Annotated in this window: 13 protein-coding genes; 6 read left to right on the top strand and 7 right to left on the bottom strand. The window is 72.2% G+C overall.

Annotated elements, in window-relative coordinates; translation table 11 throughout:
* Positions 1 to 3: 3 nt before the first annotated feature.
* The 3 genes from AC07DI_RS35580 to AC07DI_RS35570 form a co-directional block, all read right to left on the bottom strand.
* Positions 4 to 237 carry a hypothetical protein gene (locus tag AC07DI_RS35580; RefSeq protein ID WP_478908915.1) on the bottom strand — a complete coding sequence of 78 codons (234 nt, stop codon included), beginning with the start codon at positions 235 to 237 and terminating at the stop codon, positions 4 to 6.
* A 103-nt stretch (positions 238 to 340) separates the two neighbouring features.
* Positions 341 to 1,336, bottom strand: a complete 996-nt coding sequence (locus tag AC07DI_RS35575) for a DEDDh family exonuclease (RefSeq protein ID WP_384257668.1) — start codon at positions 1,334 to 1,336, stop codon at positions 341 to 343.
* Between the two features lie 31 nt (positions 1,337 to 1,367).
* Positions 1,368 to 2,018: a TetR/AcrR family transcriptional regulator gene (locus AC07DI_RS35570; RefSeq protein WP_384257670.1), complete on the bottom strand. Its 651-nt coding sequence runs from the start codon at positions 2,016 to 2,018 to the stop codon at positions 1,368 to 1,370.
* A gap of 82 nt (positions 2,019 to 2,100) precedes the next feature.
* Here AC07DI_RS35570 and AC07DI_RS35565 point away from each other — a divergent pair, with 82 nt between their 5' ends.
* The 6 genes from AC07DI_RS35565 to AC07DI_RS35540 all read left to right on the top strand — a co-directional run bounded on the left by AC07DI_RS35565 (position 2,101) and on the right by AC07DI_RS35540 (position 8,168).
* A complete protein-coding gene (locus AC07DI_RS35565; RefSeq protein WP_478908913.1) occupies positions 2,101 to 2,898 on the top strand; it encodes an acetoacetate decarboxylase family protein in 798 nt (265 codons plus the stop codon).
* A gap of 1 nt (position 2,899) precedes the next feature.
* The gene (locus AC07DI_RS35560) at positions 2,900 to 3,784 is read left to right on the top strand and encodes an SDR family NAD(P)-dependent oxidoreductase (RefSeq protein WP_478908912.1); all 885 of its coding nucleotides are present in this window, start codon (positions 2,900 to 2,902) and stop codon (positions 3,782 to 3,784) included.
* Positions 3,785 to 3,817: 33 nt separating this feature from the next.
* The gene (locus AC07DI_RS35555; protein WP_478908910.1) at positions 3,818 to 5,107 is read left to right on the top strand and encodes an amidohydrolase family protein; all 1,290 of its coding nucleotides are present in this window, start codon (positions 3,818 to 3,820) and stop codon (positions 5,105 to 5,107) included.
* A complete protein-coding gene (locus AC07DI_RS35550) occupies positions 5,104 to 6,357 on the top strand; it encodes an amidohydrolase family protein (protein WP_478908908.1) in 1,254 nt (417 codons plus the stop codon). Before AC07DI_RS35555 ends, AC07DI_RS35550 begins: the two co-directional genes overlap by 4 nt.
* 186 nt (positions 6,358 to 6,543) lie before the next feature.
* On the top strand, positions 6,544 to 7,458 hold the full coding sequence (locus AC07DI_RS35545) for a sterol desaturase family protein (RefSeq protein ID WP_478908906.1): 915 nt from the start codon (positions 6,544 to 6,546) through the stop codon (positions 7,456 to 7,458).
* Positions 7,455 to 8,168, top strand: coding sequence for a lysoplasmalogenase (locus AC07DI_RS35540; RefSeq protein ID WP_478908904.1), 714 nt, complete (start codon positions 7,455 to 7,457; stop codon positions 8,166 to 8,168). The genes AC07DI_RS35545 and AC07DI_RS35540 overlap by 4 nt, the downstream gene beginning before the upstream one ends.
* Here the strand turns inward: AC07DI_RS35540 and AC07DI_RS35535 are convergent.
* From AC07DI_RS35535 to AC07DI_RS35520, 4 genes are all read right to left on the bottom strand, one after another.
* A complete protein-coding gene (locus AC07DI_RS35535) occupies positions 8,137 to 9,192 on the bottom strand; it encodes a CopD family protein (protein ID WP_478908903.1) in 1,056 nt (351 codons plus the stop codon). The genes AC07DI_RS35540 and AC07DI_RS35535 overlap by 32 nt on opposite strands.
* Before the next feature lie 101 nt (positions 9,193 to 9,293).
* Positions 9,294 to 9,863 carry a hypothetical protein gene (locus tag AC07DI_RS35530; RefSeq protein ID WP_478908901.1) on the bottom strand — a complete coding sequence of 190 codons (570 nt, stop codon included), beginning with the start codon at positions 9,861 to 9,863 and terminating at the stop codon, positions 9,294 to 9,296.
* Between the two features lie 81 nt (positions 9,864 to 9,944).
* Entirely contained in the window at positions 9,945 to 11,513 is a 1,569-nt protein-coding gene (locus tag AC07DI_RS35525; RefSeq protein ID WP_384257691.1) for a S8 family serine peptidase, read from the bottom strand.
* Between the two features lie 14 nt (positions 11,514 to 11,527).
* Entirely contained in the window at positions 11,528 to 13,072 is a 1,545-nt protein-coding gene (locus AC07DI_RS35520) for a S8 family serine peptidase (RefSeq protein ID WP_478908900.1), read from the bottom strand.
* Between the last annotated feature and the right edge of the window lie 93 nt (positions 13,073 to 13,165).

Here is a 13,165-nt window from a genome sequence, read left to right as displayed (position 1 = left end):
CGGTCAGACGCTGTCGACGATGCCCACCCGCCCCTCCGCGCGCGAGCAGTGGGCGCCGCAGTACCAGTGGCCCTCCACCTCGACGCCCTGACCGATGATGCGGCACCGGCAGTGCTCGCAGATGGGCGCCATGCGGTGGATGGCGCAGGAGAAGCAGTCGAAGACGTGCACCGCACCCTGCGCGTGCACTCCAAAGGACATCCCGTAGTCGTTTCCGCAGACCTCGCAACGTGCCATGCGCCACAGGGTGGGATGCCGAGGCGGTGCGGGGCGAGCGGTCGGCGGGCGAGTCGTGCGGCAATCACCCGTCTGACGCCTGCGGGGGTGCAAAGACAGGCGCTTACGGCTCCGTGGCGGACGTCACGTCCTGGAGGAGCTGCCCGAAGGCCGCCTCGTCGATCACCGGCGTGCCGAACGAGCGCGCCTTGACGGTCTTGGACGTACCGGACTCCGGGTCATTGGTGACGAGCAGGCTCGTGAGGCGGGACACACTCGTCGCGATGTGCAGCCCGGCCTCCACCGCCCGGTCCTCCAGGAGTTCGCGCTCGACGGAGGTGTCCCCGGAGAACGCGACCCGCATGCCCTGCTTGAGCGGTTTGCCCGGTTCGTAACGCCCCGGGTTCGGGTACGGGCACGGCGGCCGCTTGCGCGAGGGGCGCCAACTCCCGGGGCGGTACGAGGAGACGGGCGCAGGACCCGTCGACTGGCGCACGATCCGGGGCGCGCCGTCGGACCACTCGGTGAGCGGCCTGCACTCCAGGAGCGGCAGGCGGACATTGCCGCCGGCCGCCGCATGGAGGCTCGGCCGGAACGCCTCGGCGAGCACGCGCGCGTCGTCCAGGGCGTTGTGTGCGTGCCGCTGTTCGACGCCGAAGTGCGCGGCCAGGGACTCCAGCTTGTGGTTGGGCAGCGGGAGGGCCAGCTCCTTGGAGAGCGCGATGGTGCACAGCCGCTGGCGCACGGGGGCGGTGCGCTCCGCGCGCGCGTACTCCCTGGCGATCATCGACCAGTCGAAGACGGCGTTGTGCGCGACGAGAACCCGGCCGTCGAGGCGTCCCGCGAACTCCTCGGCGATGTCCCCGAAGAGGGGCGCGTCCGCGAGCATGGCGGTCGTGAGGCCGTGGATCCAGACGGGCCCCGGATCGCGCTGGGGGTTGACCAGCGTGTACCAGTGGTCCTCGATCTCGCCCCTGGCGTCCACGCGGTAGACGGCGGCCGACACTATGCGGTCGTCGCGGGCCAGTCCGGTGGTCTCCACGTCGACGACCGCGTACCCCGTTGGGTACGCGGCCGGCCAGGGGGCTGCGGACGCTGCGGTCGTGCGGTCTTCGAGCATGGTCCATGAGGATACGGGCCGCGACTGACAGTCAGGTCCCCGGTCCGAGCAGTCCGGCCACCAGAGCCCTGACGGAGACGCGGAACACCGCCTCCGGATCGAGGGGTGCGGCCAGCGCGCGGGCGAGCGCGCCGTCGTCCTCCGCGGTCCGCGCCGTCCACAGCTCCTCCTCGCCGGGGTGCTGCTCAGGGGCGCGTTCGCGGTTGCGCTCGACCAGGACGTGGCCGACGACGTGGAACTGGACGGCGCGCACGGCCTCGGCCGCGCGGACGCCGCGCAGCCCCGCCCCGTGCACCTCGTGCACGAGGGTCCGCTGGGCGGGCAGGAACATCCGTTCCGTCAGGCCCCGTTCGTGGACCATCGCCACGAGGTGCGGATGGTCGAGGAGCCGGCGGCGCAGGGCGCGGGCCACGGAGGCGACGCGCTGCGCGGGGGTGCGGCCGGTGGCGCGGATCTCGCCGAGGTCGGCGAGGGTGCGCTCGACAAGGGCGTCCAGGAGCGACTCGCGGTTGCCGACGTGCCAGTAGATCGAGGTGACGGCGGTGCCGAGCTCGGCGGCGAGCGCCCGCATCGTCAGGGCCCGCGGGCCGTGCCGCTTGACGAGACGCGCGGCGGTGTCCAGGACCTGCTCCCGGTCCAGCGGCGCGCGGGGATCGTCGCGCTGTGTCTCTTTACCCTTCACGACGACTGTTGTAACTGTGTTACAGAACCGCCGCAAGTCCCGGCCGCGGAGCCGATTCCGCGCTGACGAAGGGTGGTACGACATGACACGTGTGCGCTACGGAGCGCGCGACGAGGCGGAGATCGCCGCCGCGCGCACCGCGAGTTCCAGGCTCCCCGACATCTGGTCGACGGGGGTGGTGGCCGTCTGGGAGAGCGACCCGGACGCGGTCGCGGCCGTCCTGCCGCCGCCGCTGAAACCCACCGGGCGCCCCCTGGTGCGGGCCAACATCAGCAAGGTCGACCTGCCCGGCTACCCGCTGGGCGCGGGCTCGGTCGCCGTCGCCGCCGCGCACGGGGACGTGGAGGGCTGGTATCCGCTGGTGATGCCGATGACCCACGAGCGGGCCCTGATCGGCGGGCGCGAGGTCTTCGGGGAGCCGAAGAAGCTCGGCGAGGTGGAGGTCGAGCGCGACGGCCTCGTGGTGCGGGCGAGCCTCGCCCGGCACGGCATCGCGTTCGTGGAGGTGCGCGGCGCGGTCAGCGGCGCCCTGCCACTGCCGGAGCCGGTCCGGAAGACCGACTTCTACTTCAAGTTCCTGCCCGCGGTGGACGGTTCGGGCTTCGATGCGGACCCGGTGCTCGTGCACTGCGTACGCAATGAGAAGGTCCGCAAACTGGAGGCCGTCACCGGCGACGTCGTGCTGCGCGAGTCGATGTACGACCCGGTGGCCGACCTCCCGGTGCGCTCGGTCGTCGAGATCACCATCGGCGAGAAGACCACCGACCAGCAGGGCAGGGTCGTCGAGCGGGTCGGCGCGGAGGCCCTGCTGCCCTACATCCACCAGCGTTACGACGACCCCGCACAGATCCTCGACGGACCGCCCGAGAGGAGCGCCTGAGATGGAGCTGCGGGAAGGGCAGGTCGCCGTCGTCACCGGGGCGGCGAGCGGCATCGGCCTCGCCATGGCCCGGAGGTTCGCGGCGGACGGCCTGAAGGTGGTGCTCGCCGACGTCGAGGAGGGCGCCCTGGAGAAGGCCGCCGCGTCCCTGCGGGAGGACGGCGCGACGGTGCACGCGCGCGTGGTCGACGTCGGGGTGCGCGAACAGGTGCTCGCCCTCGCCGACGAGGCGTACGACAAGTTCGGCGCCGTCCACGTGCTGTGCAACAACGCGGGCGTCGGCTCGGGCGCCGAGGGCCGCATGTGGGAGCACGACCCGAACGACTGGAAGTGGGCCTTCGAGGTCAACGTCTGGGGCGTCTTCCACGGCATCCAGGCCTTCGTGCCCCGGATGATCGAGGGCGGCGAGCCGGGCCACGTCGTCAACACCTCGTCCGGCGACGGCGGCATCGCACCGCTGCCCACCGCCTCCGTGTACGCGGTCACCAAGGCCGCCGTGGTGACGATGACCGAGTCGCTCTACGCCCATCTGAAGGCGGAGCACGCGCGCGTGGGCGCCTCCGTGCTCTTCCCCGGACCCCACATGCTCCGCACCGGCCTGTGGGAGTCGCACCGCAACCGGCCGGGACGCTACGCCAAGTCGCGCCCCCGCAAGGCCCCTTACCGCAGCCTCGGCCAGTGGGAGGCCGCGATGAGGGAGGCGGGTCAGGAGGTGGAGTTCACGCCTGTCGAGCAGGTCGCGGACTTCGTGGCCGAGGGCATCGCGGCCGGCCGCTTCTGGCTGCTGCCGGCCGGCGAGCACAGCGACCGGCAGATCAGGGCGAGGGCGCAGTCGATGCTCGACCGGTCCGACCCGGCGTACCTGGAAAGCTTCATCCTGGACTGAGGGATTCGTCCGGGACCGACTGAGGGACGTGTGATGACGGCTCAGCAGAACGACCCGTACCTGATCATCTCCTCCGACTGCCACGCCGGACTCCCCACCGAGGAGTACCGGCCCTACCTGGAGCGCCGGTTCCACCGCGAATTCGACGCCTTCCTCGGCGAGCGCGACGCCCGCCGCGATGAGGCGACCCGGCTCGGCATCCGCAACGACGCCTTCGCCGCCAAGTGGTTCCAGGACAACGAAGAGGGCCTGCGCGGCGGCTGGGACACCGCGCAGCGCCTCAAGGAGCTGGACGGCGACGGCGTGGCCGCCGAGGTCGTCTTCCCCGACGCGGACGCCGTCGACAGCCGGACGGCCGCCCCCTTCGGAGTGGGCCTCGGCCTCTCCGGCGACCAGGACCCCGAGCTCGGCATGGCGGGCGCGCAGGCGCACAACCGCTGGCTGGCCGACTTCGTCTCCGAGCACCCCGAACGGCACTGCGGCGTCGCCCTGCTGCCCATCACCGGTGAGACCGACCGCGTCGTCGCCGAGGTGCGCCGCGCCAAGGAGTCGGGGCTCGGCGCACTGATGATCCCCTCCATGTGGGTCGACAAGGCGCCCTACCACGACCGGCGTTACGACCCCGTGTGGGCCGCGGCGGCCGAGTGCGCGATGCCCGTGGTCACCCACTCCGGTGCGGCGCCCCGCCAGGAGTACGGCGACCACCTCGGGATCTACGTCAGCGAAGTGACGTGGTGGCCCGCGCGGCCGCTGTGGTTCATGCTCTGGTCCGGCGTCTTCGAGCGCCATCCGGGGCTCAGGTTCGGTGTCGCGGAGTCCGGTTGCTGGTGGCTGCCGAACCTCCTGTGGTTCATGGACCGCCTCTACCTGGGCGCGCACGGCGGCAAGAAGCTCTCCCCGTTCGCGGAGCTGAAGCGCCCGCCGCACGAGTACCTGGACCGGCAGCTCTTCGTCTGTGCCACCAACACCAAGCGCCGCGAGCTCGCCCAGCGCTACGAGATCGGCGTCGACAACATCCTCTGGGGCAGCGACTTCCCGCACCCCGAGGGCACCTGGCCCGACACGCGCGCGTGGCTGCGGAAGACCTTCCACGACATCCCCGTCGCGGAGAGCCGCCGCATGCTCGGCCTCGCCGCCGCCGAGGTCTTCGGCTTCGACACGGAGAAGCTCGCACCGCTGGCCCGCCGCATCGGCCCGACCCCGGCCGAGCTGGGCCAGGACGTCGACCAGCGGGCCGTGGAGGCCTCCTGGGCGCGCTCGCGCGAGGTGGGCCGCCACTGGCTGACCGACCACGACTTCCCGGTACTGGGGGCGGACGCATGAACGCACCACGTACGACCGAGGACCGCTACACCGTCATCTCCGCCGACTGCCACGCGGGCGCCGACCTCCTCGACTACCGGCCGTACCTGGAATCGCGCCACCACGACGCGTTCGACGCGTGGGCGGCCACCTACGTCAACCCGTACGAGGACCTGCTCGCCGACACCGCCGACCGCAACTGGAACTCGGACCGCCGCGTCGCCGAACTCGAGGCGGACGGCATCGTCGCCGAGGTCGTCTTCCCCAACACCATCCCGCCGTTCTTCCCCTCGGCGTCCCTGATGGCCCCGGCGCCGACCCGCGAGGAGTTCGAGCAGCGCTGGGCGGGCCTGCGCGCCCACAACCGCTGGCTCGCGGAGTTCTGCGCCGCCGCCCCTGGCCGCAGGGCGGGCGTCTTCCAGATCCTCCTGAACGACGTCGACCGGGCCGTCGAGGAGATCCACCGGTCGGTGGAGGCGGGCCTGACGGGCGGCCTCATGCTGCCCGGCACCCCGCCGGGCTCCGGCCTGCCCGAGCTGTACTCCGCCGTGTACGACCCGATCTGGGCGGCCTGCGCCGAGCTGGGCGTGCCGGTCAACCACCACGCGGGCTCCGCCTCACCGCCGCTCGGCGAGGAGCCGGCCGCGCGCGCGGTGTTCATGGTCGAGACGACGTGGTTCTCGCACCGGGCCCTGTGGCACCTGGTCTTCGGCGGGGCCTTCCGCCGCCACCCGCGGCTCAGGCTCGTCCTCACCGAACAGGGCTCGGGGTGGATCCCCGGCGTGCTCGACATGCTGGACTACTACCACGGACGGCTCGTCGCGGCGGCGCGCAGGACCGGCACCCCGGACACGGCCGAGGCCAAGTTCGGCACGGGCCTCGCCGACGCGATGGGCAAGGGCCCCTCCGAGGTGTGGCGCGAGAACTGCTTCGTCGGCGCCAGCTTCATGCGTCCCCACGAAGCGGCCCTGCGCGAGCGGATCGGCCTCGACAAGATCATGTGGGGCAGCGACTACCCGCACGACGAGGGCACGTACCCCTACTCGCGCGAAGGCCTGCGCATCTCCTACGCCGGCTTCCCCAGGGAGGAGATCGCGGCCATGGTCGGCGGCAACGCGGCCCGCGTCTACGGCTTCGACCTGGAGCGGCTCGACCGTATCGCCGCGCGCGTGGGACCCACGGTCCGGGAACTCGACGAGCCCCTCAAGGAACCACCCGCCGACGCGACGAGCCCGGTGTTCGCGCCGGGGGCGTCGGTACGGGTCTGGTGAGGGCGTAGCGGCTCGGGGCGGCACCGCGGAGACGGGGTGCCGCCCCGGCCCCGAATTCCCGGGCCCGGCCCGCGGTTTGAAGCCGGGCCTTTGGTGAGGATCACCAACAACCGCTCCCGTACCGCCGGTAATACTTGTCGGTAACAACCTCTAGTCGTGGACGAATAGCCGTTCTACCGTGCACGCATGTCCCCGAACCTGCCCGATGTCGTGCTGTGGTCCATCCCCGCCTTCGTCCTGCTCACCGTCGTCGAGATCGTGAGCCACCGGATCCATCCCGACGACGACGCCGCGGGGTACGACACCAAGGACGCCGCCACCAGTATCGGCATGGGGCTCGGCAGCCTCGTCTTCGACTTCCTGTGGAAGATCCCGATCGTCGCGATCTACACCCTGGTCTACGAGCTGACCCCGCTGCGCGTGCCCGTCCTGTGGTGGACCGTCCCGCTGATGCTCCTCGCCCAGGACTTCTTCTACTACTGGTCGCACCGGGGCCACCACGTCATCCGCATCCTGTGGGCCTGCCACGTCGTGCACCACTCCAGCCGCAAGTTCAACCTCACGACGGCTCTGCGCCAGCCCTGGACGAGCCTCACGGTGTGGCCGTTCTACCTGCCGCTCATCGCCTGCGGCGTCCATCCGGCGGCCCTCGCGTTCTGCTCGTCGGCCAACCTGGTCTACCAGTTCTGGATCCACACCGAACGCATCGGGAAGCTGCCCCGCCCCTTCGAGTACGTCTTCAACACGCCCTCGCACCACCGCGTGCACCACGCCTCCCAGGGCGGCTACCTGGACCGCAACTTCGGCGGCATCCTGATCGTCTGGGACCGCGTGTTCGGCTCCTGGGTCGCCGAGACCGACCGTCCCGTGTACGGCCTGACGAAGAACATCGACACGTACAACCCGCTGCGCGTCGCCACCCACGAGTACGTGGCCATCGCCAAGGACCTCAAGCGGGCCGCCAGTTGGCGCGAGCGGGCCGGGCGGGTCTTCGGCGGCCCCGGCTGGCAGCCGAGGACCCCGCAGGCACCCGCGGCCCCGCAGGCACCCGCGGCGGCCGTGCCCGCCCCCGACGTGACGGTCCCGGAACGGGCGGCGTGACGCGCCCGCCGGCGCCGCGGCTCCTCCTCGGCGCCTTCGGCGTCACCGCGGCCGGTGACCTCCTCGCCCTCCTCGCGGACTCCGGCCCCGGCCACGCCGCCCTCAAACCGCTGCTCATGCCGCTCCTCGCCGCGTACGCCGCCGCGCTCGGCGGCCCCCGGCCGCTCGTCGCGGCGCTCCTCTTCGGCTGGGGCGGTGACACCCTCCTGCTCTTCGACGCCGAGCCGGCCTTCCTCGCCGGGATGGGGTCCTTCGCCGCAGGACACGTCTGCTACCTCGTGCTGTTCAAGCGGTACGGCGACACCCGGAGGTACGCACCCGGCGGCGGATCGCCGCGCGCCCGCGGGGCGGCGCTCGTCACCGCGTACGCCCTCGCGCTCGTCGCCGTCGTGACACTGCTCTGGCCCGATCTGCCGGCCGGGATGCGGGGTCCGGTCGCGGGCTACAGCCTGCTGCTCACCGCCATGGCCCTCGGCGCGACCACGCTCGGCGTCACGGCCGCCGCCGGAGGGGCGCTGTTCCTGCTCTCGGACACCCTCATCGCGACCGGCGTCGCCGAGTGGCCGCAGCTGCCCCGGCCCGACTTCGCCATCATGATCACGTACCTCGCGGCGCAGTACCTGCTGACCGCGGCGGTGCTCCGGACCGGCGCCGAGCCGGAACCGCGCCCGGTGCACCTCACCAGCGGATCGGCACCGGCACCGCGGTGAGCAGTGCCGAGAGCACCACGACGACGCCCAGCGCGAGCACCTCCCCGCGCGCGGGAACGTACGCCGAGAGGCGGTCCTCCGTGCGGCGCAACCGGCGGCGGGCCAGCAGCGCGAGCGCCGCGACGACAGCGACGAGCAGCAGCTTGGCGAGCAGGGTGCGGCCGTACGCGGTCTCCGTGAGCTGGTCGGTCACCGTGCCCGGCGGCATCCGGCGCAGCGTGCTGCACACCCCGGTCGCGGTGATCGCGGCGAGCAGGACGGCGGCCACGCGCGCGTAGAGCCCCAGTACCGCGACGGCCTCCCGCGGAGCGGACGTCCGCCACCGCCGCAGCAGGCGCAGGACGTACAGCAGTCCGCCCGCCCACAGGGCGCCGCAGGACAGGTGCACCAGGGTGAGGCCGCTGCCGACGAGCGGGGCGTCCTCCACGGGAGGGTGGGCCCGCAGCGCCTCCGCGACGACGACCGCGGCCAGCGGGAGTGCGGCGCCCGATGGGCGCCGGGTGCGTGCGCAGAGCGCCGCCACGAGGAAGGCGTTGACCTCCAGGAGGGCGAGCCTGCCGTCCCGGGTGTCGTAGAGCCGGCCGATGTCCAGGTCGGCGAGGCCCTGCGGCACGAGATTGCCGTTGGCCACGATGGCCGCGAGCCCGAGCGCCGCCGCGCACCCCGCCCACGCCGCGTACGCGCCCCAGCCGCGCGGTGCCCGGTGCAGCGGCGCCCCCGGGACCCGGCGGGCGAGGCGACCGGCGAAGACCTCGCCCAACTGCACGCAGAGGGCGGCGAACACGACCGTCCGCAGGAACGTGATCACGGCGGTGCCGGGGGCCTCGGCCTCGCCCGTACCGCGCAGCGCCACCGAGGGGCCGAGCAGCGGGACGAGCGCGGCGACGGCCACGAGGACGAGCACGGCGACGGCGCCACCGGGGGAGGGGCGGCGGCGCGGGGCGCGGTGCGGGACGGAGGCGGCGGCCGGTATGCCGCTTGTGGCGTCGCCTCCCGGCTCGACGGACGGACGAATGGAGCTCACGACGAAATCCTCACCAGGGCGTCCCCGACGGGCAAGTTCTGAGGGACAACTGGTGCAATACCGTTTCGAACGGGTGTAATGGTTCGGGCAGCGGCGGGCCGCTAGGCCGAGTGCGCGGTTTCCCCGGACGCGGAGGCCGCCGACCACCACAGCCTGATCGACTTCTCCGGGTCCGACGGCCGCAGCTCCCACCCCTGCGCGGCCGCGGCCCGTACGACGTAGTCGCCGCCGACACCGCGGTAGGCGCGCCGCGGGATCTCGCACTCGGCGGGCGGCAGCGGCTTCTTGGGCTTGCGCGGGGCCGAGGCCCTGGCGGTCCACCGGGCGAGGAGCTTGTCGACCTCGGCGCGGTAGTGGCCTGCGTCCCCCTCGTACCGCATCTCGGACCAGAGCACGCACCACCGGGGAAGCGTGGTGATCCGGCCGAACGCGCGGTCCATGAACCGCTCGAACCCCTTCTCGTACGAGCTGCTCACCGCGGCGACGACCTCGGTGAGCAGCCCGAAGGCGAGGGTGGCGCAGAAGACCGCGATCCCGAACACGATCCAGAACGGCAGGAACAGCACGGTCGCGACGAACCGCGCCACCAGCTGCCACCGGGGGCGGACGGGCCACGCGGCCCAGGCCTGTGTGCTCGACGCGACGAACTGCTCGTCCCTGTACTCGTACATGGTTCGACATCCTCTCCCGCGCCGCTCGCGAAGGGCCGGGCGGCCCCTCGACCGCCCGGCCCCGACCACCGCGAGGCGGCTCTACTTGCGCACGGCGTCCAGCGCGTCGGCCATGCCCACGCCGTAGAAGCCGTTCTTGTTGCGGCCGCCCTCGCAGACCGCGTCGACCTTGCCGTCACCGTCGAAGTCGTACGGGTCGGTGCACGCCATCCGGTCCGCCTGGCGGTACATGAGCTCCTTCACCCGCGCCGCCGAGGCGTGCGGGTGCGTCGACTTGACCAGCGCGGCGAGACCCGCGACGTGCGGGGACGCCATCGACGTACCGGCCTTGTAGCCGAACTTGCCGCCCGGCAGCGTCGAGAGGATCCGGCCGTCGACGGCCGGCGGCGCCGGCGTCTGGTACTTGGTGGAGTCGCCGCCCGGCGCCGCGATGTCGATGACGCCCTTGCCGTAGTTCGAGTACGAGGACTTGATGCCCTTCGCACCCGTGGCCGAGACGGTCACGACGCCCGGCAGCTGCGACGGGATGTCGAAGCAGTCCTTGGTCCTGACGGTCCGCGGCACCGGGGTGGTGTCGTCGGGGCTCGAGTCGTCGAGGATCTCGTCCTGGGCGAGGTCGGTCTTCGCGTTGCCCGCGGCCGCGACGTTCACCGCGCCCTTGCGCTCGGCGTACTTGGACGCCCTGCCGACCGCGTCGACCAGTGCCTTCTGGTCGTCGTCCGTCGTGCAGTTGAACAGCCACGGGTCGGTGTAGTAGCTGCTGTTGGTGACGTCGACGCCGTGGTCGGCCGCCCACACGAAGCCGCAGACCACGGCCTCCGTGTAGTACATGCCGGTCGCGGGCTCGGCCACCTTCAGGCTCGCCACCTTCACGCCGGGCGCGACGCCCGTGATTCCGGTGCCGTTCTTGGCGGCGGCGATGGTGCCCGCCACGTGCATGCCGTGGTCGCTCTCGCCGGCCACCGGCCGCCAGGCGTCGCCCTTCTGGACGGGTATGCCGCCCAGGCAGCTCGCCGAGGCCTCGCGGTCGAAGTTCGGCGCGATGTCGGGGTGCGTGTCGTCGACACCGGAGTCGAGGACGCCGACCGTGACCCTGCGGCTGCCGAGCGAGATCTCGTGCGCCTTGTCCGCCTTCATGGCGGGCAGGTCCCACTGCAGGGGCTCCAGCTCGTCCTGGCCCGCCGACGCCTTGCCCGCCGCGGCCTTCGCCTCGGCCGCGGTCAGCGGACGCTCCGACTCCAGGGCGTCGTCGGCCTGCGCCGAGAGCGGCGCGGTGCGGGTGGCGCCCGCCGAGTCGACGCCCTTCACCCGGCGGATCGTCTTCGCGAAGTCCGCGTTCGCCGAGTGGACGACGATGACACCGATCTTGTCGTACGCGATGACGACGTCGCCGCCCGCCTTGGCGATGGCCTTCTTGACGCGCGCCGAAGTGCCCTTGCCGGGCCGGACGTTCACGACGTAGCTCATCGACGCGGCGTCCGAGGCGGACGCGGACGCGGAGGCGGGGGCGTCCGGGATCGCGGCCGGGCGCGCCGACGCCGTCCCCGGCAGGAACGCGAGGGCCGAGACCACCGCGACGCCGAGCGGCAGGGCGAGTGCGCGGCGCGAGCGCGGGGAGGCGGTGGTACGGGTGGTGTGGGACCTGGTCACGAGCTGTCTCCCCTTCACTTCTTCTTCACGGCGTCGAGCGCGTCGACGAGACCGCTGCCGTAGAAGCCGTTCTTGTGCTTGCCACCGCTCTCGCAGACCGCGTCGATGTCACCGTCGCCGTCGGGGTCGTACGCGGTCGGGCACTCCAGCCGGTCGGCCTGCTTCTTCAGGAGCCGCTGCAGCTCGGCCGGGCCCGCCTTGGGGTGGGTGGACTTGATGAGCGCGGCGACGCCTGCGGCGTGCGGCGAGGCCATCGACGTGCCCTGCAGCCAGCCGTACTGGCCGCCCGGCATGGTGGACAGGATGCGGCCGTTCTTGGAGGGGGTGTCGGCCGGGATCTGGAACTTGTCGCCGCCCGGGGCCGTGACGTCGATGACGCCCTTGCCGTAGCTGGAGTAGATCGACTTCAGGTTCCGCACACCGGTCGCGCTGACGGTGACGACGCCGGGCAGCTGGGTCGGCACGTCGAGGCATTCGTGCGGGTCGATGGTGCGGGAGACCGGGGTGGAGTCGTTCGGGCTTGAGGTGTCGACGATCGCGTCCGAGTCCAGGTCATGGTTGGAGTTGCCCGCGGAGGCCAGGCTGAGCGTGCCCTTCTTCTGGGCGTACAGCTGGGCGCGGTTGACCGCGTCGAGGATCGCCTTCTGGTCCGGGTCGTCCTTGCAGTTGTACAGCCACGGGTCCACGTAGTAGCTGTTGTTGGTGATCTCGACGCTGTGCTCGGCGGCGAACACGAAGGCGCAGACCACGTTCTCCGGGTAGAACAGCTCGTTGACCGGGTCTGCCACCTTGATGCCCGCGATCCTCACGCCGGGCGCCACGCCCGCGACGCCGACGCCGTTGCGCGCGGCGGCGATCTCACCGGCCACGTGCGTGCCGTGGTAGTGGTCGGGCTTCGTCGGGCGCCAGGCCCCGGCGGAGGTGTCCGCCTTGCCGCCGGCGCAGTTCGCCGACTGCGACGGCGAGAAGTTCGGGGCGAGGTCCGGGTGGGTGTCGTCGACGCCGGTGTCGATCACGGCGACCGTGACGTTCCTGCTGCCCGGGTTGATCTTCGCGGCCTTGTCGGCGCCGATCGCCCGCAGGTCCCACTGATCGGCTTCCATCGGCTCGGCGTCCGGGGCGGCGTGCCGCTTCAGGGACTTGGCCTCGGCCTCGGTGAGGAGCTCGGCCCGGCCGTCCTCGGTGGTGCCCGCCGCCTTCAGCGGGGAGGTGTGGGTAGCGCCCGCGGACTGAACGCCGCGGACGCCGCGTATCCGCTCGCCGAACTGCGGGTCCGCCGAGTGCACGACGATGACGCCGATCTTGTCGTGCGTGACGACGACGGAGCCGCCGGCCCTCGCTATCGCCTTCTCGACGTACGCGATCGTCTTGCGGTCCGTACGGGTGTTGACGACGTACGCGAAGACGGGGGCGTCCTTCGCGGACCGCGCCGACACCGGGGCGGGGGAGCCGTCCGGGGCCGCGGTGGCGGAGCCGGGCATGAAGCCGACCGAGGCGGCGAGGGCGAGGCCGAGCGGCACGGTGAGTGCCGTACGGCGTCTGGAACGCAGATGAGCCATGGGATCTCCACATCATCCGGAGACGAGAACCGCACACGGAATTGCATACGGAACTGCCCGAACACGACTGGTGCTCGGGCAGGTACATGACGG

Source organism: Streptomyces sp. NPDC044106 (assembly GCF_056433985.1).
This window is presented reverse-complemented; position numbering and strand designations above follow the sequence as displayed.

What these genes read in the sequence shown, in the direction of transcription:
- AC07DI_RS35580 (WP_478908915.1), bottom strand. Translation starts at nt 237, where the DNA reads ATGGCACGTTGCGAGGTCTGCGGAAACGACTACGGGATGTCCTTTGGA.
- AC07DI_RS35575 (WP_384257668.1), bottom strand. Translation starts at nt 1,336, where the DNA reads ATGCTCGAAGACCGCACGACCGCAGCGTCCGCAGCCCCCTGGCCGGCC.
- AC07DI_RS35565 (WP_478908913.1), top strand. Translation starts at nt 2,101, where the DNA reads ATGACACGTGTGCGCTACGGAGCGCGCGACGAGGCGGAGATCGCCGCC.
- AC07DI_RS35560 (WP_478908912.1), top strand. Translation starts at nt 2,900, where the DNA reads ATGGAGCTGCGGGAAGGGCAGGTCGCCGTCGTCACCGGGGCGGCGAGC.
- AC07DI_RS35555 (WP_478908910.1), top strand. Translation starts at nt 3,818, where the DNA reads ATGACGGCTCAGCAGAACGACCCGTACCTGATCATCTCCTCCGACTGC.
- AC07DI_RS35550 (WP_478908908.1), top strand. Translation starts at nt 5,104, where the DNA reads ATGAACGCACCACGTACGACCGAGGACCGCTACACCGTCATCTCCGCC.
- AC07DI_RS35545 (WP_478908906.1), top strand. Translation starts at nt 6,544, where the DNA reads ATGTCCCCGAACCTGCCCGATGTCGTGCTGTGGTCCATCCCCGCCTTC.
- AC07DI_RS35530 (WP_478908901.1), bottom strand. Translation starts at nt 9,863, where the DNA reads ATGTACGAGTACAGGGACGAGCAGTTCGTCGCGTCGAGCACACAGGCC.
- AC07DI_RS35520 (WP_478908900.1), bottom strand. Translation starts at nt 13,072, where the DNA reads ATGGCTCATCTGCGTTCCAGACGCCGTACGGCACTCACCGTGCCGCTC.